The sequence below is a fragment of the Falsibacillus pallidus genome (assembly GCF_050990905.1).
GTDB classification, from domain to species: Bacteria; Bacillota; Bacilli; order Bacillales; family DSM-25281; genus Falsibacillus; species Falsibacillus pallidus_A.
This window is the reverse complement of the sequence record NZ_CP158866.1, coordinates 367,099-386,665: the sequence shown is the minus strand read 5'-3', so window position 1 is coordinate 386,665 and position 19,567 is coordinate 367,099. Positions and strand designations below refer to the sequence as shown.

General features: G+C 46.9%; 16 protein-coding genes and 1 pseudogene. 2 read left to right on the top strand and 15 right to left on the bottom strand.

The window, feature by feature from the left end; all coding sequences use genetic code 11:
* Window positions 1-2 precede the first annotated feature (2 nt).
* The 6 genes from ligA to ABTV07_RS02065 all read right to left on the bottom strand — a co-directional run bounded on the left by ligA (window position 3) and on the right by ABTV07_RS02065 (window position 8,586).
* Window positions 3-2,009 carry an NAD-dependent DNA ligase LigA gene (ligA, locus tag ABTV07_RS02090; protein ID WP_433746858.1) on the bottom strand — a complete coding sequence of 669 codons (2,007 nt, stop codon included), beginning with the start codon at window positions 2,007-2,009 and terminating at the stop codon, window positions 3-5.
* Between the two features lie 78 nt (window positions 2,010-2,087).
* Window positions 2,088-4,328: a DNA helicase PcrA gene (gene pcrA, locus ABTV07_RS02085; protein WP_433746856.1), complete on the bottom strand. Its 2,241-nt coding sequence runs from the start codon at window positions 4,326-4,328 to the stop codon at window positions 2,088-2,090.
* Window positions 4,329-4,381: 53 nt separating this feature from the next.
* Window positions 4,382-5,074 carry a heptaprenylglyceryl phosphate synthase gene (locus ABTV07_RS02080; protein ID WP_433746853.1) on the bottom strand — a complete coding sequence of 231 codons (693 nt, stop codon included), beginning with the start codon at window positions 5,072-5,074 and terminating at the stop codon, window positions 4,382-4,384.
* Between the two features lie 289 nt (window positions 5,075-5,363).
* Window positions 5,364-5,672 carry a YerC/YecD family TrpR-related protein gene (locus tag ABTV07_RS02075; protein WP_433746851.1) on the bottom strand — a complete coding sequence of 103 codons (309 nt, stop codon included), beginning with the start codon at window positions 5,670-5,672 and terminating at the stop codon, window positions 5,364-5,366.
* 24 nt (window positions 5,673-5,696) lie between these two features.
* Entirely contained in the window at window positions 5,697-6,764 is a 1,068-nt protein-coding gene (locus ABTV07_RS02070) for a DUF3048 domain-containing protein (protein ID WP_433746848.1), read from the bottom strand.
* Between the two features lie 76 nt (window positions 6,765-6,840).
* Window positions 6,841-8,586 carry an adenine deaminase C-terminal domain-containing protein gene (locus ABTV07_RS02065; protein WP_433746845.1) on the bottom strand — a complete coding sequence of 582 codons (1,746 nt, stop codon included), beginning with the start codon at window positions 8,584-8,586 and terminating at the stop codon, window positions 6,841-6,843.
* A 135-nt stretch (window positions 8,587-8,721) separates the two neighbouring features.
* Between ABTV07_RS02065 and ABTV07_RS02060 the strand changes: the two are divergent.
* A pseudogene (locus ABTV07_RS02060) lies at window positions 8,722-8,919 on the top strand (YgaP family membrane protein); the annotation flags it as partial.
* 411 nt (window positions 8,920-9,330) lie between these two features.
* Window positions 9,331-9,444, top strand: a complete 114-nt coding sequence (locus ABTV07_RS02055) for an EYxxD motif small membrane protein (protein ID WP_433746842.1) — start codon at window positions 9,331-9,333, stop codon at window positions 9,442-9,444.
* Here the strand turns inward: ABTV07_RS02055 and purD are convergent.
* From purD to purC, 9 genes are all read right to left on the bottom strand, one after another.
* Window positions 9,422-10,690 carry a phosphoribosylamine--glycine ligase gene (gene purD / locus ABTV07_RS02050; protein ID WP_433746839.1) on the bottom strand — a complete coding sequence of 423 codons (1,269 nt, stop codon included), beginning with the start codon at window positions 10,688-10,690 and terminating at the stop codon, window positions 9,422-9,424. The two genes, ABTV07_RS02055 and purD, sit on opposite strands and share 23 nt — an antisense overlap.
* Window positions 10,691-10,887: 197 nt before the next feature.
* Window positions 10,888-12,420, bottom strand: coding sequence for a bifunctional phosphoribosylaminoimidazolecarboxamide formyltransferase/IMP cyclohydrolase (purH, locus tag ABTV07_RS02045; RefSeq protein WP_433746836.1), 1,533 nt, complete (start codon window positions 12,418-12,420; stop codon window positions 10,888-10,890).
* A gap of 37 nt (window positions 12,421-12,457) precedes the next feature.
* On the bottom strand, window positions 12,458-13,057 hold the full coding sequence (gene purN / locus ABTV07_RS02040) for a phosphoribosylglycinamide formyltransferase (RefSeq protein WP_433746833.1): 600 nt from the start codon (window positions 13,055-13,057) through the stop codon (window positions 12,458-12,460).
* 104 nt (window positions 13,058-13,161) lie between these two features.
* On the bottom strand, window positions 13,162-14,187 hold the full coding sequence (gene purM, locus ABTV07_RS02035) for a phosphoribosylformylglycinamidine cyclo-ligase (protein WP_433746830.1): 1,026 nt from the start codon (window positions 14,185-14,187) through the stop codon (window positions 13,162-13,164).
* 15 nt (window positions 14,188-14,202) lie between these two features.
* Window positions 14,203-15,624 (bottom strand): amidophosphoribosyltransferase, encoded by a 1,422-nt coding sequence (purF, locus tag ABTV07_RS02030; protein WP_433746828.1) that lies wholly within the window; start codon window positions 15,622-15,624, stop codon window positions 14,203-14,205.
* Complete coding sequence (gene purL, locus ABTV07_RS02025) at window positions 15,609-17,831, bottom strand: phosphoribosylformylglycinamidine synthase subunit PurL (RefSeq protein ID WP_433746826.1); 2,223 nt, start codon at window positions 17,829-17,831, stop codon at window positions 15,609-15,611. The genes purF and purL overlap by 16 nt, the downstream gene beginning before the upstream one ends.
* Complete coding sequence (purQ, locus tag ABTV07_RS02020) at window positions 17,815-18,501, bottom strand: phosphoribosylformylglycinamidine synthase subunit PurQ (RefSeq protein WP_433746823.1); 687 nt, start codon at window positions 18,499-18,501, stop codon at window positions 17,815-17,817. The genes purL and purQ overlap by 17 nt, the downstream gene beginning before the upstream one ends.
* The gene (purS, locus tag ABTV07_RS02015; protein ID WP_114747312.1) at window positions 18,498-18,752 is read right to left on the bottom strand and encodes a phosphoribosylformylglycinamidine synthase subunit PurS; all 255 of its coding nucleotides are present in this window, start codon (window positions 18,750-18,752) and stop codon (window positions 18,498-18,500) included. The genes purQ and purS overlap by 4 nt, the downstream gene beginning before the upstream one ends.
* The gene (purC, locus tag ABTV07_RS02010; protein ID WP_433746820.1) at window positions 18,745-19,467 is read right to left on the bottom strand and encodes a phosphoribosylaminoimidazolesuccinocarboxamide synthase; all 723 of its coding nucleotides are present in this window, start codon (window positions 19,465-19,467) and stop codon (window positions 18,745-18,747) included. The genes purS and purC overlap by 8 nt, the downstream gene beginning before the upstream one ends.
* Between the last annotated feature and the right edge of the window lie 100 nt (window positions 19,468-19,567).

The window sequence follows — 19,567 nt, the reverse complement described above, 5'->3', positions numbered from 1 at the left end:
TCTTATCGGTTGAGTTCTTGAAGCATTTTCTCCTCATCCCACACTTCGATTCCAAGCTCCTCCGCTTTGGAGAGCTTTGAACCTGCCTCTTCGCCTGCAATTAGCAGGTCGGTCTTCTTACTGACGCTGCCTGTAACCTTGCCGCCGAGCAATTCGATCTTTTCTTTCGCTTCGTTTCTCGTCATTTTTTCGAGTTTCCCAGTCAATACGACTGTCTTTCCTGCAAGAACGGAATCTGATTCAGCAGCCGCAACAGGCTTAGGACCCTTATATTCCATGTTGACTCCTGCTTCTTTGAGTTCATTAAGCAGGACCTGGACTTCTTCGTTATCAAAATAGGCAACCACTGCATCAGCCATTTTCTGGCCGATTTCGTTAATGGCAGTCAGTTCATCGATGGTTGAAGCCGCCAACTTGTCCATTGTATCAAAGGCTTGAGCCAATGTCTTTGCGGCTTTTGCACCAACATGCCGGATGCCGAGTCCAAACAGAAGCTTTTCCAGAGAATTTGCTTTGGAATCTTCGATGGCTTTTAAGAGATTGGAAGCAGACTTCTCCCCCATCCGCTCCATGCCAAGAAGGTCTTCCTTGGTCAATTTATAAAGATCGGCCACATCGTGGATTAAATTCTCTTGAAAGAGCTGAGAAACCACTTTCTCTCCAAGGCCGTCAATGTTCATGGCATTCCTTGAGACAAAATGGATGAAGCCCTCCCGTATTTGAGCCGGGCATTTAGGGTTGATGCATCGCAGCGCAACTTCTCCTTCAAGACGGACAAGCTCGCTTTCACATTCAGGACAGTGGGTAGGCATGGAGAACTCCACTTCATCCCCTGTCCGCTGTTCAGCGAGGACATTGACAACTTCCGGGATGATGTCCCCAGCTTTTTTCACGACAACAGAATCGCCGATCTTGATGTCTTTTTCCCTGATGAGGTCTTCATTGTGAAGGGATGCCCTTTGAACAGTCGTACCGGCTACCTTTACCGGTTCAAGGATGGCCGTTGGAGTGATGACACCTGTCCGTCCAACATTAAGTTCAATATCAATAAGCTTTGTCACTACTTCTTCAGCAGGGAACTTATAAGCTATCGCCCAGCGAGGGCTTTTGGCCGTGGTGCCCAACTCCTGCTGTTGATCAAGTGAATCGACCTTGATGACAATCCCGTCAATCTCATATGGAAGAGATGGACGCTTTTCCACCCATCCATCAACGAACTGCAGCACTTCCTCGATTGTTGGACATTTCCTGCGCTCTTTATTGGTCTTGAATCCCAATTTTTCAAGCAAGTCCAATCCTTCGCTATGAGACTCGACACCAGTCTCGCCGGGATCGGCAATTCCGTATAGGAAAATGTCCAGATTCCGTGATGCGGCAATCCTCGGATCGAGCTGCCTCAACGACCCCGCTGCGGCATTCCTCGGATTTGCAAATGGCTCCTCGCCGTTTTCATGCTTCGCTTCATTTAGCTTCTCAAAGGATTTCTTCGGCATAAACGCCTCACCTCTGACTTCAATCGAAACAGGCTCGTTCAGTCTGAGGGGAATGGATTTTATCGTTTTCAGGTTGACGGTGATGTCCTCTCCGATCGTTCCGTCGCCGCGTGTAGCACCTTGAACAAATAAACCATCTTCATAGCGAAGCGAGACAGCAAGTCCGTCAATTTTCAATTCACAGACATAGGAAAATTCTTCTCCTGCAGCCTGTCTCACTTTGCGGTCAAAATCCCGCAGATCTTCTTCATTAAAGGCATTCCCAAGGCTGAGCATCGGACTGCGATGTTCGACCTTTTGGAAAAAGTCCAGCACGGCCCCTCCAACACGCTGGGAAGGAGAGTCCGGGGTTTTCAAATCCGGAAATGCTTCTTCAATCTCCAATAGCTCTTTTAATAATCGATCATACTCCGCATCAGGCACGGAAGGTTTATCCAGAACGTGGTATTCATAATTATATTGATTCAGCAGATTATGAAGTTCTTTCACTCGCTTTTCAGCAGTTGAACGGTCCATGCTAACATCCTCTCTCAAGACTGATGGAATAACCCATCAGTCAGTCTGAATGGAATAAAAAATATACTGATTTACGAATTATTTTTTCTCAACAGGAGCAAATTTAGCCAGCAGTCGTTTGACGCCGATTGGACTTGGGAATGCGATATCAAGTTCAACGCCTTCTCCCTCGCCTTTTACGCTGACGACTGTGCCGACTCCCCATTTTTTATGCTCCGCTTTGTCTCCAACTTTCCAGCCGACTTCATTGGCTCCAGTTGTATTCGGGACAGGGCGTGAAACAGGCTTCCTGGCTGCCATGCGGTTTTGGGTCCCTCCGGAAAATCCGCCGCCGCCAAACGGTGATGATTTGCGCTGCTGCTGCTTTGCTTCAGCTGCCATATCCTCAATCAGGTCCTCAGGGATTTCACCAATGAATCGGGAAACAGGATTCATGCTTGTCCGTCCGAACAATGTCCGCATCTGTGCATTTGTGATGAAAAGCTGCTCTTCTGCACGGGTGATCCCCACATATGCCAAGCGCCTCTCTTCTTCCATTTCCTCTTCTTCCATCAATGATCTGCTGTGAGGGAAGACCCCTTCTTCGAGACCGAGCAGGAAAACGACCGGGAATTCAAGGCCTTTTGCTGAATGGAGCGTCATTAGCACTACAGAGTCTTTTACCTGATCATCTTCATCTAAACGGTCGATATCCGCAACAAGGGCAAGGTCAGTCAGAAAAGCGACGAGGCTCTTATCCTCACTTCCGTCTTCGAAAGACTTTGTAACAGAAAGGAACTCGTCGATATTTTCCAAACGGCTTTGCGCTTCGATTGTCTTTTCTACTTTCAGCATTTCCCTGTAGCCTGATTTCTCAAGGACTTCTTCCACCAGTTCAGTGACAGAGAGATATTCCTGCATCGCTGTATAGTTTCTGATCAGGTCCCTGAATTCGGCGCATGCCTTTGTGATTTTCGGACTGAGCCCGATGTGGTCGATTTCCTGAAGGGCCTGGTACATAGAGATGCCATTCATTTGAGCAAAACGGGAGATTTTATCGATTGAAGTCGATCCTACTCCGCGCTTCGGTACATTGATGACCCTTTGCAGACTGATATCGTCATCGGGATTGGAAATCAAGCGCAGGTACGCAAGGATATCTTTGATTTCTTTGCGGTCGTAGAACTTGATTCCTCCGACGATCGAGTACTCAATGTTTGATTTTAAAAGGACTTCCTCCATTACACGTGATTGTGCATTGGTCCTGTAAAGAATTGCAAAATCAGATAGCTTGCGGTTCTCTTTCCTCGAAAGCTCCTGAATTTTACCAGTGACGAATTGAGCTTCTGCCTGTTCGCTGTCTGCCCGGTAATAGGTGATTTTCTGTCCATCGGTATTTTCTGTCCAAAGATTTTTCGCTTTGCGGTTGGAATTGTTTTTAATGACTTCATTCGCTGCCAGCAGAATTTTCTTTGTTGAACGATAGTTCTGCTCGAGCATGATGACATTGGCACGCGGGTAGTCCTTTTCAAATGAAAGGATGTTGGCAATATCCGCGCCCCTCCATCGATAAATGGATTGATCGGAATCCCCGACGACGCACAGGTTCTGGAATCGTGCAGCAAGCTGCTTGACGAGCATGTATTGAGCCCTGTTCGTATCCTGATACTCATCGACATGGATATACTGGAATTTCCGCTGATAATACTCAAGTACTTCCGGCACCCGCTGGAAGAGCTGGATGGTCATCATGATCAGGTCATCAAAATCCAGGGCCTGGTTCTTCCGCAGCCTCTTTTGATATTCCTCATATACATCATGGACCACATTTTCATAATAGCTGCCAGCCTGCTTGGAGAATTCCTCCGGTGTGATCAGTTCATTTTTAGCGGAACTGATGCTCCCTAAGATGGTGCGCGGGTCGAACTTCTTCGGATCGATGTTTTTGTCTTTAAGAATGGATTTAATAACCGACAGCTGATCCGTAGAGTCGAGGATCGTAAAATTGCGGTTAAAGCCGATTCTATCGATATCCCTGCGCAGGATCCTCACGCACATGGAGTGGAATGTGGAGATCCAAACCTCTTCTGCCGCTCCGCCCATCACTTTACCGATCCGCTCCCTCATTTCACGGGCTGCTTTATTCGTAAAGGTAATGGCTAAAATATTGTAAGGATTGACCCCTTTTTCCACCATCAAGTATGCAATCCGCTGGGTCAGCACCCGTGTCTTTCCGCTTCCCGCTCCGGCCATGATCAATAACGGGCCGTCTGTAGCCTTTACTGCTTCAAGCTGCTGTGGATTCAATCCTTGAAGAATCCTATCTGTTAAAAATTGCATTCATCTTCACCGCCTCGAACATTTGTTCTTATTATACTCTATTTTCAAACATTTTACTTGTTCTTTTTCACAGCTTTCACTGTTTTTAATGCTTCTGCTAAATTTTCATAGAGGGCATTCCCGACAATGACGACATCTGCCGAATGGCCCATCTCTTCTGCCTGTTCTGCTGTTTGGATTCCGCCTCCGTAAAAGAGCGTGGTTTCTTCTAAATATTCCTTAACATGCTTCACAAGAGTCGGATCACCGTAAGCCCCGCTGTATTCGAGATAAAAGATCGGCATATGGAACATTTTTTCAGCCATCATGGCATAGGCAGCGACATCTTCTGCTGAAATCTCTGTGTTTGCCCCGGTTGTCTGCGCCGCTTTACAGTCTTTATTCAGGATGCAGTATCCTTCCACAAGGATTTCATCCCAGTTCATCAATTCCCCGTATTCTTTAACAGCCTCGTGGTGGATGCCGGACACCCATTTTACGTCATTGCTGTTTAAGACCGTTGGAATGAAATAAAGGTCGAAACCCGGTGTGATCGACTCAATATTTGAAACCTCAAGTATGCAAGGGACTGTATATCTTCTGATCCTTGCCATCAGGTCAAGTACATTCTCTAATGTGACGCCGTCTGTTCCGCCGATAATGACAGCATCTGTTCCAGATTCGCAAATCAAATCCAGTGCTTCGTCGGTAATTTCTTTATTAGGATCCAGCTTAAACGCATGTCTCCAATCCCGAACATCGTACATCCTCAAATCCTCCCATTCAACATTCCATTTCACCATTATAGCATTACTCATAGGGAGCAAAAAACAATTTCCCCATGGCCTTTTTTAACCAATGAACAAAAGCGCAAGCGCCTTGGTCAGCCCCGACCTGCATAAGACGGAACTCGAAGGAAATCCTGATTTCCGTAGAGGGACGGCTTATGACCTCGAGGGGCTAGGCGCTGGAGCTGGACGTCGATTAACTTATTTCGAAGTTAACATTTTTATAAAGCCTAAAAAAGAAAAAACCGCGGATGGCCGCGGCAATTCATTACTCTTCAGTTTCTTCTTCTTCATTCAAACGGTCCAATACCATCAAGTAGGCATCGTTTCCGTAGTTCAGACAGCGCTTCACTCTGGAAATTGTCGCTGTGCTTGCACCCGTTTCTGTTTCAATCTTATGATAAGTCTTTCCTTCTCTCAGCATCCTTGCCACTTCAAGACGCTGTGCCAGCGATTGAATCTCGTTCACTGTAGCAAGATCATCAAAAAACAGATAGCATTCTTCGAGATTTTTAAGAGAAAGAACCGCATTGAATAACTGATCCAGTTCCTTGCCTCTCAGTTTTTCGATTTGCATAATCTATGTCTCCTTTAGTTAAATCTATTCATTCTTAAACGATACCATATTGTCCATTCCTGGTGAGGTCGGGACAAAATTGATCCACGTCTTCCCTTGAACAAATTTCAGTGGTTCTCCGTTTTCATATGGGAGTATACGTCCATCGACGTTTTGCCATTGGACTTTTTTGACCATGCCCTTCTGAAGCAGATAAGCATTTCCTCCCGAAGTTAAGTTAATATCACGGCGGCCCTTATTGTCAACTACCTTATGGTCCGTTTCCACAATAAAAATATTATCCAGCTGAACCGGCTCTTTTGTATCAAGATCTGCCGTCAGCTCTCCATCTGAATAGCGCATATATTTCTTCTTTGCCTCGTCGTATTCATACATGACATGAAAGGCATTCCCGTGGGAATAAGTGATCATGACCTCTTTTGCAGGGTCGCCAGTCAGCTTATCTGCTTCCTTCTTCGTCATGAATGGCAGCGGGTCAGGAAGCTGATCCATGTCATAGCCAAGCTTGTCGGCACCCTTTTCAATATTGGCAAATGTAATGTAAGAGTTATGCGGTGCTTTCCTGAAACTTGCCCGCTTAAACAGTGTTCCATCGTACTGAATTCCATTAATATTATCGATATACCCCGACGAGAGCATCTGTCTAGCCTCAGGGCTGTAGCCATGGGCGATATACAGACTGTCATACCCCTTGGCCAGTTCAATGAAATAATCCCTTGCACTTCTGACAGGACCGACTTTCTTTGGAATTTCGCTTTGGAAAATGGATAGGAACCTCGTGATATCTCCTTCAGCGAGAAGTTCATAGGTCACATCCGCTTTTTGAAGTCCTGATTGAGGACGTGCAGCAGGAAAATTATTGATCATCACTGCCACGGCACGTTTGCCAGGCTCTTCATTTGTCCCGATCCCCGTCAATGGAAAGTGGTACGCATATTCTTCTTTCTGTCCGCTCTTTCCTTGATCGCTTTGGTTCTCTTTATTTTGATCGACCGTCTGCGGTTTCTTGCTTGCCGTAGGCTCTGATTTACTGCTGCAGCCGGAAAGAGAGATGGCAGCGGCAGCCGCCAAACACAACACTTTTTTCCACATTTCTCTTTTTCCCCCTATACCCCTTTTCCTTTCACATTCGACATCTAGATCGGATATCCTTTAACCATTTACTATTTTAACGCATTATCGTTGGAAACAATACAGTTTTCTTCATGACATCATACATGCCTTTTTGTGTGATCCGCAAATAAGGAAGATGGGTGGAAGAAAAGAAAAGCAATGAATAAACGGGGTCCCCAAATCGGTAGCCTCTCTCTTTCAACTCCCTTTTCAGCCCTTTTTCTTCTTCTATTAACTCTTCCATTCGCTTGTCGGACATTGCGCCCGCCAGTTTCAAAGGAACCTCATGTACGATTTGATCTTCTTCCGCCAAGACAATTGCCCCTCCGAGTTCTTTCATTCTATTGAAGGCAAGCATCATGTCTTTTTTATTTTTGCCGATTAACAGGATGTCCCCCGTGTTGGAGAATGACGATGCAAAGCCGCTCACTCGATTGGCAAAGCCTTTGACCAATGTGTTGATCCTCCACTTTCCATTTCGGTCAAGTAGCATGAGGAAGCTTTCATCATGATCCATCGGGAGTGATTCTCCAGACGCATCCAATGTGACCGAATACGGCTTCGTGATGACATCGTTAATCATTTCGATCCCGAACGGCATGGAGAATTGAAGGTCTTCCATTTCTAAATCCCAATCGATTTTCATCGGGGAAAGGCCGTGCTCTTCCCAATTGATGCTTGCATCATCCCGCATCACTTCGCGGCCATCTCTTTTAATCCATGTCCCTTTGGATAAAATGGAATGCGGAAGCGGATTGAATTCATCTTCCAGAAAATTGATGTTGGCTATCCTTCCAGCTGCGATCATTCCATGCAAATGTTCAAAATGGTAGTATTTCGCAACGTTATAGGATGCCATCTGATAGGCGTCAACAGGAGGAATTCCCGATGCGATCGCCATTTTGATCGTGTTGTCCAAAACGCCATCTTCATAAAAGCCCGGAGTCGATCCATCTGTGTTGAACATCATGGACTCATATTGATCGATGCCCATCTCCTTCATTTCTTTTAAAAGAACCGGCAGATCCGGCCTGATGGATGAATGCCTCAAGGAAACCATCATCCCCTGCATCAAGCGGGACAGCACTTCTTTTCCAGTCATGGCTTCGTGATCGCAGTCTGCCCCCAGCAAAGTCATTTTGGCCAATGTCTTCTCAGACGCCCCCGGGAAATGCCCTTCAATCTTCTTGTTGAGCTTTTTCATTTCCTGGATCCAATGAAGCATTAAATCGTCTCCCGCAAGAAGCCTCGGCCATGCGGTCAGCTCCCCGCCCTGCACAACGTCATCACGCTCCATCCACGCTCTCACTTCTCCATTGGAAAACACGGCTTCTTCATCAAGCAGTTCTGTCTGGGAATCGAACCGGCACCACCAATACATAGTCACCGGCAGTTTCTTTAACTCATCCAACAAAGAAAACGCTTTCAATTTTCCTCCCAATAAAACAAGCATGAGATTGTCATTTATAAAGGTCGTCGTTCCTGTTTGGGATGCATACTGGGTAAAACTTTGGGGATTATATAATTGAAATGGATGTACATGAGGTTCAATATAGCCGGGCACTAAGGTACTGCCGGCACAATCGACGATTTCACAGCCGTTCATTGTTTCCGGTAAGTTCTCCCCGACGTAGACAATTCGGTCCTCATACACCCAAATGTTCCCCGTCAGCCATTTCTTTAGTACGGAATGCAAATAGCGCGCATTTTTCAAAAGGAGTGTAGGTGATTTATCTCCGTTCAGCACGGCTACGTGGTCTCTGATTTGTTTGTTTTTCCATCGATATCGCTGTCCGTTCATTTGATCAATCCTCCCTAAGGAGATGTTTTATGTCCTTTGTTTTTACTATTGGATATTATCCTAACATATTTTTCTATTTAACGCACTAAAGAGTCGAAATAAAATTTTTAAAAATTCTGTGAAGGAGTGCTTTCAATGAACTTAAAACAAAATATCGGTATTGCCAACGCATTGATCAGAATCACAATCGGGTTGACTGTCGTAGCTTTCTCAACAGCTAAGCTTACTCGCCGCCCATGGAAAAATTCCTACCTGCTGCTAGCTATGCTTGGAGCAATGAAAGTTGGCGAAGGAATCTTGCGCTACTGCCCAATCACTGCCCTGTTTGAAAATGGCAGCATGGGATCATTCATGGGAAAAGGCGAAGGCAAGGATGCAGGCTATCGTTCCCAAGGTCATGACGGCCAGCAGCAAAACCAGAAGCATGAGAGTTCTCATGCAGGTGGAAGCGCAGGCTCTTCCATGGGGCCAGGATTGGATGCCGTCATGAAATCATTCCAAAATGAACTTGGCGAGGATGCTCCAAAAGTTTCCCGCTCAAGCAAACAAGGCCAGTCTCAGGATGAATTCAGTCCGGAAGTGGAAGCGGTCGTCAAGTCCTTTGAGAAAAAAGTGGATGAATCTGTTTCTAAAAATGGAAATGGCGGGCAGCCGAACCATTGATATTGAAGGAAAATGGCGGCCCCTGTAATGGATGGCCGCCATACTTTTTTATGAGAAATTATTGGAAAGGAATGGATCCTAATGTTCATGGAATATCTGACTGATATGTCATTTGTATTGATTGCTCTGATCGGCGGAATTGTCGCCATTTCTTATGTGTATATTAAAAGGGTCAGAGGACGGCGCGTTCGATAGCCTTCTTCCCGATATCCGTTCTATAGAAGAAATGTGAAGAGTGAAGTTTCTTCATTTCTCCATATACTTGATGGATGGCTTGATCGATTGTCTGCGCCATTGAAGCGACGAGAAGGACACGGCCGCCATCCGAGACGAGCTTGCCTTCTTTTTGCTTCGTCCCTGCATGATACACAATAGACTCCTTGCTGATTGCGTTTAAATCAGGTAGTTCTTTGTCTTTGCTATAATCACCGGGATACCCTTGTGAAGCAAAAACAACACCAACTGCTGCCTCATTGCTCCATTGCAGATCAAAATCCGCACCTTTAAGGACCGCTTGGATCACCTCGATTAAATCAGAATCAAGCCTCGGAAGCACAACCTGTGTTTCAGGGTCCCCAAAACGGGCGTTAAACTCAATGACCTTCGGGCCGTCCGCTGTCAGAATCAAGCCTGCATATAAAATTCCACAGAAGCTTTTCCCTTCCTGCACCATTGCACTTGCAGACGGTTTGAGAATTTCATGCAACGCCTTTTCAACGGCAGATGCCGGAATGTGTGGAACAGGTGAATAAGCACCCATTCCGCCGGTGTTGGGGCCCTGGTCATCATCGAATGCACGCTTATGGTCCTGCGCAATGGCCATCGGATAGACTTTTTCTCCGTTGACAAAAGCCATATAAGAGAATTCCTCTCCTTCAAGAAACTCTTCAATCACCACTTTTGCTGAAGCATCTCCATACCGGTCATCAATCATCATATCTTTCAATGCCGCCAGCGCCTCTTCCATTGTCTGCGCTACAACGACGCCTTTACCAGCAGCGAGTCCGTCCGCCTTTAAAACGATGGGGGCACCCATTTGCTGAAGGAAAGACTTTGCATCTTCATAGTTTTCGAAAGTGCCGTATGCTGCTGTAGGGATCTGATATTTTTTCATCAGGTCTTTAGCAAAGGATTTGCTCCCTTCAATAACAGCAGCCGCTTTTCTAGGTCCGAAAATCGCGAGTCCTTCTGCTTCAAAAGCATCTACAACGCCTGCCATCAATGGGTTTTCAGGCCCCACAATCGTCAAACCGATGTTCTTTTCCTTTGCAAAACGAAGGAGCGATTCCTGATCCATTTCATTGATATCCACCAGTTCCGCTGTTTCACCAATTCCGGCGTTTCCCGGGGCACAGTAAAGCTTCGTTAGGCGGGGACTTTCACTTAGCTTATGGCAGATTGCATGCTCCCTGCCGCCTCGTCCAATCACCAACACATTCATTCTTCGTGCACCTCCACATATAATTCGACAGGATTCGGGCGTTGTCCAGCTCCAGCGCCTAGCCCCTCGAAGTCATAAGCCAAAACTCTACGGAAATCAGGATTTCCTTCGAGTTTCGTCTTATGCTGGTCGGGGCTTGCAAGGCGCTTCCGCTTTTCGAGGTGACAGGCACCTCCCGAATCCTGTCGATTTGCTTTTTAATGTTTAAAGTGTCTGATCCCGGTCATTATCATGGCTATGCCATATTCGTTTGCTTTTTTAATGGAATCTTCATCGCGGATGGATCCACCCGGCTGAATGATGGCCGTGATCCCTGCTTTTGCCGCTGCTTCCACCGTATCATCCATCGGGAAGAATGCGTCAGACGCCATCACAGCACCTTTCGCTTTCTCGCCGGCTTGTTCAAGGGCAATCTTGGCAGCACCTACACGGTTCATCTGCCCTGCACCAACACCTAGCGTCATATCTTTATCCGCTACCACAATGGCATTGGATTTCACATGCTTCACCACTTTCCATGCAAGCTCCAATGCTTCCATTTCTTCTGCAGTCGGCGTACGATCTGTTGCAACCTTCACATCCGCATCAGCCAAGCTGAAGGAATCAAGGTCTTGTACAAGCAAGCCGCCTTCCACGGAAGTGAGCATCCTTTCAACTCCTCCAGTTTGATCGAACGGAACCGTCAACAGTCGGATATTTTTCTTCGCTGTCAAAATGTCCAACGCTTCATCAGAGAAAGCAGGGGCAATGACGATTTCAAGGAAGATTTCATGAAGTTGGGCAGCAGTTGCTCCATCCACTGCACGATTGAATGCGACAATTCCACCGAAAATGGAAACAGGATCCGCAGCAAAAGCCTTACTGAAGGCATCCTCAACAGTTGCCCCTGTTCCAACTCCGCATGGATTCATATGTTTGACTGCTACAGCGGCAGGTTCATTGAACTCTTTGACAATCTGCAGGGCTGCGTCAGCATCGTGAATGTTATTATAGGATAATTCTTTTCCATGCAGCTGGCGTGCTTTGGCGATAGAAAAGTTTGAGCCCAGCCTCTTTTCATAGAAAGATGCTTTTTGATGTGGATTTTCCCCGTAGCGAAGCGATTGCTTCAATTCATACGTAAACGTCACTTGCTCCGGCAGTTCTTCCCCAGCCTGTTCCGTCAAATATTCAGCAATGAAAGAATCATACGCAGCTGTGTGGCGGAATACCTTTGCAGACAGCTTCTGACGGGTCTTCAAAGTAGTTACGCCGTTCACATTCAGCTCCGCAAGCACTGCATCATAATCTGCGGCATCGACAATCACCGTAACCGTTTCAAAATTTTTCGCAGCAGAACGCAGCATGGAAGGACCACCGATATCAATATTTTCAATGGCATCTTCAAAGGCAACATTCGGATTGGCGATTGTTTGCTGGAACGGATATAAATTCACGCAGACAAGATCGATCGGCTTGATATTCTGGCTTTCGATCTGTTCTTTGTGTGCCGGATTGGAAAGCTTGGCAAGAAGCCCTCCATGAATGGACGGATGAAGAGTCTTCACTCGGCCATCGAGAATTTCAGGAAAACCTGTGACCTCTTCTACACCCGTTACAGGGATGCCATTTTCTTCGAACACTCTTTTCGTGCCGCCTGTCGAGAGAATTTCATACCCCAATTTCACTAGGCTTTCCGCAAATTCAATGATGCCGCTTTTATCTGAAACACTGATTAATGCTCTCTTCATCTATTTCCACTCCTTCAATACCCATTAATATCTTTTATCACACTACAGTACTACCATGATAAAATATTTTGCCGGATCCTTCAAAAATTTGCTGCAGCGTCTTCGGATATAATTGATGCTCGACTTGGTGAATCTTTGCAGCAATGTCTTCTTCCGTCTCCCCATCGCTGATTTCAACCGCTTGCTGGGCAATAATCGGACCCGTGTCCATACCTGCGTCAACAAAATGGATAGTTGCACCCGTCACTTTTACTCCAGCTTCAAAAGCCTGTCCAATGGCATCCTTGCCAGGAAATGCAGGCAGCAGGGATGGATGGATATTGACGATCCGCTTTTCGTAGGCAGATAACAGGACGTTTCCAATCAGCCTCATGTATCCTGCCAAAGCGATAAATTCAATTCCGCGGCTCTTCAGCTTCTCAAGAATTTCCTGCTCGTATTCTTCTTTATTTGAATAATCCTTTGCGGAAAATGAAAAGACCGGGACCCCTGCGGCTGCAGCCCTTTCCATGACAAATGCGCCAGGCTTATCACAGACCAGCAATTCGACCGTTGCCTGCAAAGTTCCATTTTCAATCGCATCCAGGATCGATTGAAAGTTGCTTCCATTGCCAGAAGCGAAGATTGCCAACTTCATGCTGCTGAGCCTCCTGTTTAGATATCTATATTATTTGAATGAAATACCCCTTGATTTAACCGATATCCTCCAACTCCCCCAGACCCCCATCCGGTTTAGCCGGCTTATCGAAAACTGACTCCTGCCCCTTCGACCACACGGCCGATTTCATACGCCTCTTCACCTTGTTCACGAAGAAAAGCCAAGATTTCTCCTGCATTCTCTCTTGCAACAGCCATAACAAATCCAATGCCCATGTTGAAAATATTGAACATTTCTTCCCTATCCAGATTTCCGTCTTGTTCAAGCGCGTTAAATACAGGTAGGATCGGCCATGAATTCAACTTGATTTCTGCCCCGAGTCCCTGTTGCAGCATGCGCGGGATGTTTTCGATAAAGCCCCCGCCTGTAATATGGGCCATTCCATTAACCGGAAATTGCTTCAACAACGACAATACCGGCTTCACGTAAATTTTGGTCGGCACAAGCAGTTCTTCCGCCAGGCTCTTTTCCAGCCCGGATGCTTTCTGATCAAAACTGAAGCTGTTTTGTTCAAAAAAGACTTTCCTTACAAGTGAATAGCCGTTGCTGTGGATGCCGCTTGATGCAAGTCCGATCAGTACGTCGCCGGATTGAATGGCTTCACCTGTGACGATTTGGCTCTTTTCACACGCTCCGACGGTGAAACCAGCTAGATCGTATTCGTCCTCTGCATACATCCCAGGCATTTCAGCTGTTTCTCCTCCGATCAGTGCACAGCCTGCCTGCTCGCATCCGTCTGCAATGCCTTTAACGACAGCCTCCAGTCTTTCAGGTACAGCTTTTCCACAAGCGATGTAATCCAGGAAGAAGAGCGGCTCTGCTCCCTGTGCCACAATGTCATTCACGCACATAGCCACACAATCGATCCCGATCGTATCATGTTTATCAGCCATGAATGCAAGCTTCAGCTTCGTTCCCACTCCATCTGTCCCCGAAATGAGCACAGGCTCTTTCAGTCCGAGGGAGGATAAATCAAACATCCCGCCGAATCCCCCGATGGCCCCCATGACGCCGAGCCTGTTCGTTTTTGCCACATGCTTTTTGATTCTCTCAACTGTCTCATAGCCAGCTTCAATATCTACACCCGCTTGACGATATGCATTTGCCATAGTCGGTTCCTCCCCTTATCGAACAAGTTCTTTTTCGTGCGGCAATAATGTGTCAGGGTAGATTTCAGTTGGATATTTCCCCGTAAAGCACGCCATGCACTGACCGCATGTTTCGCCTTCTTCTTTCCGTCCGATGCCCGCGAGCGTTCCCTCCACACTAAGGAATGTCAATGAATCAGCCCCGATGATGTCCCTTATCTGCTCGACGCTGTGGGCAGACGCAATCAATTCTTCATGTGTGGACGTATCGATTCCGTAATAGCAAGGATTCTTGATCGGAGGTGAACTGATGCAGACATGGACTTCCTTCGCACCTGCATCCTTCAGCATGGATACGATCCGCCTGCTGGTCGTTCCCCTTACGATGGAATCATCGACCATGATGACCCGCTTCCCTTCAACGACGCCCCTTACCGGAGAAAGCTTCATTTTGACGCCTTGCTCCCTCAGCGATTGGGACGGCTGAATGAACGTCCTACCAACGTAGCGATTCTTGATCAGTCCAAGTTCATACGGGATCCCTGATGCTTCCGCAAAGCCGATTGCTGCCGAGATGCTCGAATCCGGCACGCCAGTCACTACATCCGCTTCAATCTGTGCTTCCATCGCAAGCCTCTTCCCGAGATTTTTGCGTGCTGTATGGATGTTGATTCCGTGGATATTGCTGTCTGGACGGGAGAAATAAATGTATTCCATCGTACAGATTGCTTTTTGGGTAGAAAACGTGAATGGCTCTGATTGAATCCCTTCATCACTTAATGTGATCAGCTCGCCTGGCTGAACGTCGCGGATGAACTCTGCACCCACTACGTCAAAAGCGCACGTTTCCGATGCCACACAATAAGCATCGCCGATCATGCCTATGGAAAGCGGCCTAAGGCCATTCGGATCAAGCGCAATCATCAATTCCGTCTCTGTCATCACTAAAAAGGCATAGGCTCCTTTTAGCATGGAAAGGGCATTTTTGACCCGCTCTTTAAAAGAGATATAGCCGCTTCTCTTGATTAAATGCGCAAGAACTTCGGTATCCGAGCTGGTCTGAAAAATGCTGCCCTGTCTTTCAAGTTGATGCTTCAATGCATTGGCATTGACCAAATTTCCATTGTGGGCAAGGGCAAGACCGCCTTCCTGGGAGTTGAAAAGAAGGGGCTGCACGTTTTCATAGCCTCCGCCGCCTGCTGTTGCATAGCGGACATGTCCGATGGCCGCATGCCCTTTTAATTCATCAAGTTTATCCTGCTTGAATACTTCCGTGACGAGGCCTTCCCCTTTCAGTCCTTGCAGCGCATGACCGTCAGAGACAACAATCCCTGTCCCTTCCTGCCCGCGATGCTGAAGGCTGTGCAAACCGTAATAAGTCAGCTGTGCTGCTTTTTCATGTCCCCAGACGCCGAATATCCCGCACTCTTCATTTAATCCCTTTAGTTCAGCAAGCATGAGATGGCTCCTCTCCAAGCGTTCTCTAATTCTCCTACTTCACAATCTACCAATGCATCACCTTGTACTGATTGGATGACCAATTTTTCAGTATCCGTCACTGCGCCAATTTGAATGGAATCCTGGACGATTTCTTCAAAGCGGGCTTTATTCTCTTGTTTAACAGAAACGATGAAACGTGACTGCGTTTCACTGAAGAGAGCAGAGATTGCCATACCGGAAAGCTGCACATCGGCGCCCAATCCGCTTGTACCGAAAAGTGATTCTGAAACTGCGACCGCTGCACCGCCCTCTGCCACATCATGTGCGGACTGGATGACGCCTGCACGGATGGCTTCCAACAATTGATTCTGCCTCTTCTGCTCCACTTCCAAATCAATCGCCGGCGCTTTTCCATAGATTTTGCCCTTCAGCATTTTCTGAAGCTCACTTCCACCGAAATCATCGCCAGTTTGACCAATGACATAAATCGCATCGCCGGCGTTTTTGAAATGCTGGGTCGTGATATGATCTAAATCTTCAATAAGTCCAACCATGCCGACAACCGGCGTCGGGTAGACCGCTGTCCCATTGGTTTCGTTATATAAGGAGACGTTGCCGCTGATGACAGGGGTTTGCAGAAGACGGCAGGCATCGCTCATTCCGTCCACTGCTTTCTCAATCTGCCAGAAGATTTCCGGCTTCTCCGGATTTCCGAAGTTCAAGCAATCTGTGATCGCCAACGGCTCAGCCCCGGAGCAGACAATGTTCCGTGCTGCTTCAGCGACGGCAATCTTCCCTCCCATTTCAGGGTCCAAATAGAGATATCTTGAGTTGCAGTCTGTCGTCATCGCCAATGCTTTGCGCGTCCCGCGGATCCTTACTACCGCTGCATCAGATCCCGGAGTGACCACTGTACTTGTGCGGACCTGGTAGTCATATTGTCCGTATACCCATTCCTTGCTCGCAATCGTTGGCTGTTTCAAAAGATTCTTCAATGTTTCCTCGTAATCTTCTACACTTGGAATCTCGTTCTCCATGTTTTGAAAATCACGATAATATTGCGGCACGCTGGATGGCTTATTGTAAACGGGCGCCTCTTCTGCCAATGCATCAGCAGGCACATCTGCCACAACCTCTCCCTTATGGATGAGGCGGAGCATCTTATCTTCCGTCACTTTACCGATCGCTACCGCTTCTAAATCATATTTGGCCACGATTTCGCGGATTTCATCTTCACGGCCCTTTTCCACCACGACAAGCATCCGCTCCTGTGATTCAGACAGCATCATTTCATAGGCCGTCATCCCAGTCTCGCGCTGCGGGACTAAATCGAGGTTCATTTCAATTCCGGACCCCGCTTTGCTTGCCATTTCAGCGGATGAACTCGTCAACCCGGCTGCACCCATATCCTGAATCCCCACAAGGGCATCAGACTTTACAAGCTCCAAGCAGGCTTCCAATAAAAGCTTTTCCATAAAAGGATCTCCGACTTGGACAGCCGGGCGCTTCTCTTCCGATTTTTCGCTTAATTCCTCTGATGCGAAAGTTGCTCCATGGATGCCGTCGCGGCCTGTTTTCGCCCCGATGTACATGACTGTATTTCCGATTCCTTTTGCCTGCCCTTTTTGGATGTCTTGATGATCGATGATGCCAACACACATTGCATTCACCAATGGATTTCCCTCATATGTAGGGTCAAATTGAATCTCCCCTCCGACAGTCGGGATCCCGATGCAGTTTCCATATCCGGCAATGCCTGCTACGACTTCTTTAAATAAATACTTAACGCGATCAGAATCCAATTCTCCAAAGCGTAGAGAGTTGAGGAGTGCAACAGGTCTTGCCCCCATCGAGAATACATCCCGTATGATGCCTCCGACACCCGTCGCTGCGCCTTGATAAGGTTCGATGGCAGATGGATGATTATGGCTTTCAATTTTGAAAACAACTGCCTGGCTGTCTCCGATGTCAACGATACCCGCTCCTTCTCCGGGGCCTTGAAGCACCTTATCCCCTGTGACAGGGAACTTTTTCAGGACCGGCTTTGAGTTTTTATAGCTGCAGTGTTCAGACCACATGACCGAAAATAGCCCTGTTTCGGTATAATTCGGCGTCCTTCCCAGGATCTTTTCTACCATTAAAAATTCTTCTTCAGACAATCCCATTTCCTTATAGATTTTCTGTTCCTTTATTTGAATTGGACTTGGCTCAAGCATTAATGACATTTGATTCCCTCCAGTGATGGACAATTGATTTAAATAGTTTCAATCCGTCTGAACTCCCAAGCAATGAATCGACCGCTCTTTCAGGGTGGGGCATCATTCCCAGTACATTTCCTTTTTCATTCATGATTCCTGCGATATCAGCGATGCTTCCATTCGGGTTGCTTCCGGCATAGGTGAACACAATGCGGTTATTTTCTTGCAGCTCTGCTAGCGTCTGTTCGTCGCAATAGTAGTTTCCTTCGCCGTGGGCAACGGGGATCGTGATTGTTTCCCCATCTTCATAAGCAGAAGTGAACATCGTATGAGGCGCTTCCACTTTCAGCTGGACAGGGCGGCAAATGAACTGAAGGCTCTCGTTCCTTCTCATCGCACCAGGAAGGAGCCCCGCCTCAAGCAGGATCTGAAACCCGTTGCACACGCCTAAAATGGGCTTTCCTGCCTCTGCCGCTTTCTTGATTTCTTTCATCACATTGGAGAAGCGGGCAATGGCGCCGGAGCGAAGATAGTCTCCGTATGAGAAGCCTCCCGGCAGGAGGATCCCGTCAAAACCTTCGAGGTTTTCTGCATCATGCCAGACATATTCAACCTCTTCACCCAACTCATCTTTTATCGCATGGTACATGTCGATATCGCAATTCGAACCTGGGAAAACGATCACGGCGAACTTCATTGTGCCACACACTCCTCTATCTCATAGCGGAAGTCCTCAATGACCGTATTTGCCAACAGGCGGCTGCACATTTCCTTCACCTGTGCCTCCACATCTTTTTCCGATTTTTCGATGGTCAGTTCCATATATTTACCGATGCGGACATCGCTTACTTCTTTATAGGACATGCTGTGGAGCGACTGTTTTACTGCGTTTCCCTGTGGATCTAATACACTCTCTCTTAATGTTACGTAGACCTTTACTTTATACATGGGCTGATTCTCCTCTCAATCGGTTCAAAATAGTTTGGTAGGCATCTGTCAAGTTCCCCAAATCGCGGCGGAACACATCTTTATCCATCTTTTCATTCGTTTTCAAATCCCAAAGCCTGCACGTATCAGGGGAAATTTCGTCAGCCAGGAGGATTTCTCCGTCTTGGTCCTTGCCGAATTCCAATTTAAAATCAATCAGCTTCACACCGCAGGATAGGAATAAATCTTGAAGAAATCTATTAATCTCCAAAGCGGTCTTTTTCAAAAACTCGATTTCTTCTAAACTCGCAGCTTTTAAAATTTGGATGTGATCTTCATTGATCAATGGATCCCCAAGTGCGTCATCCTTGTAGTAGAATTCGACGATCGGTTCCTCGAACACAAGCCCTTCCGGCAAGCCTAGCCTTTTCGAAAGACTTCCTGCGAGTACATTCCGGACCACTACTTCCAATGGAATGATTGAAACGCGCTTTACGAGCTGTTCCGTATCGGAAAGCTTCTCAATGAAATGACTGTCGATCCCTTTTTCCTTCAATTTGGCAAAAATAAAACTTGAAATCTCGTTGTTCAAAACACTTTTCCCATTGATTTCGGCCTTTTTTTCTCCGTTGAAGGCGGTTGCAGAGTCCTTGTACTGGATCCACACTGCTCCTTCTTGATCGGTTGCATAGATTTTCTTAGCCTTTCCTTCGTAAAGCAGGTCTCGTTTTTCCATTAATATCGCCCTCCATAGCAGGAAAATTAGGAATATTGCGAATAAAATTGATGAAAAAAGAGGCAAAGCGGTCCACTTTACCTCCTATGAAATTGGCTAT

Coding starts and splice junctions, on each gene's coding strand:
- purM (WP_433746830.1), bottom strand. CDS start 14,187: ATGGCAAATGCATATCGTCAAGCGGGTGTAGATATTGAAGCTGGCTAT.
- ABTV07_RS02080 (WP_433746853.1), bottom strand. CDS start 5,074: ATGTACGATGTTCGGGATTGGAGACATGCGTTTAAGCTGGATCCTAAT.
- pcrA (WP_433746856.1), bottom strand. CDS start 4,328: ATGCAATTTTTAACAGATAGGATTCTTCAAGGATTGAATCCACAGCAG.
- purL (WP_433746826.1), bottom strand. CDS start 17,831: ATGTCATTAATGCTTGAGCCAAGTCCAATTCAAATAAAGGAACAGAAA.
- purQ (WP_433746823.1), bottom strand. CDS start 18,501: ATGAAGTTCGCCGTGATCGTTTTCCCAGGTTCGAATTGCGATATCGAC.
- purN (WP_433746833.1), bottom strand. CDS start 13,057: ATGAAGTTGGCAATCTTCGCTTCTGGCAATGGAAGCAACTTTCAATCG.
- purS (WP_114747312.1), bottom strand. CDS start 18,752: ATGTATAAAGTAAAGGTCTACGTAACATTAAGAGAGAGTGTATTAGAT.
- ligA (WP_433746858.1), bottom strand. CDS start 2,009: ATGGACCGTTCAACTGCTGAAAAGCGAGTGAAAGAACTTCATAATCTG.
- purF (WP_433746828.1), bottom strand. CDS start 15,624: ATGCTTGCTGAACTAAAGGGATTAAATGAAGAGTGCGGGATATTCGGC.
- ABTV07_RS02070 (WP_433746848.1), bottom strand. CDS start 6,764: ATGTGGAAAAAAGTGTTGTGTTTGGCGGCTGCCGCTGCCATCTCTCTT.
- purH (WP_433746836.1), bottom strand. CDS start 12,420: ATGAAGAGAGCATTAATCAGTGTTTCAGATAAAAGCGGCATCATTGAA.
- purD (WP_433746839.1), bottom strand. CDS start 10,690: ATGAATGTGTTGGTGATTGGACGAGGCGGCAGGGAGCATGCAATCTGC.
- ABTV07_RS02055 (WP_433746842.1), top strand. CDS start 9,331: ATGTTCATGGAATATCTGACTGATATGTCATTTGTATTGATTGCTCTG.
- ABTV07_RS02075 (WP_433746851.1), bottom strand. CDS start 5,672: ATGCAAATCGAAAAACTGAGAGGCAAGGAACTGGATCAGTTATTCAAT.
- purC (WP_433746820.1), bottom strand. CDS start 19,467: ATGGAAAAACGAGACCTGCTTTACGAAGGAAAGGCTAAGAAAATCTAT.
- ABTV07_RS02065 (WP_433746845.1), bottom strand. CDS start 8,586: ATGAACGGACAGCGATATCGATGGAAAAACAAACAAATCAGAGACCAC.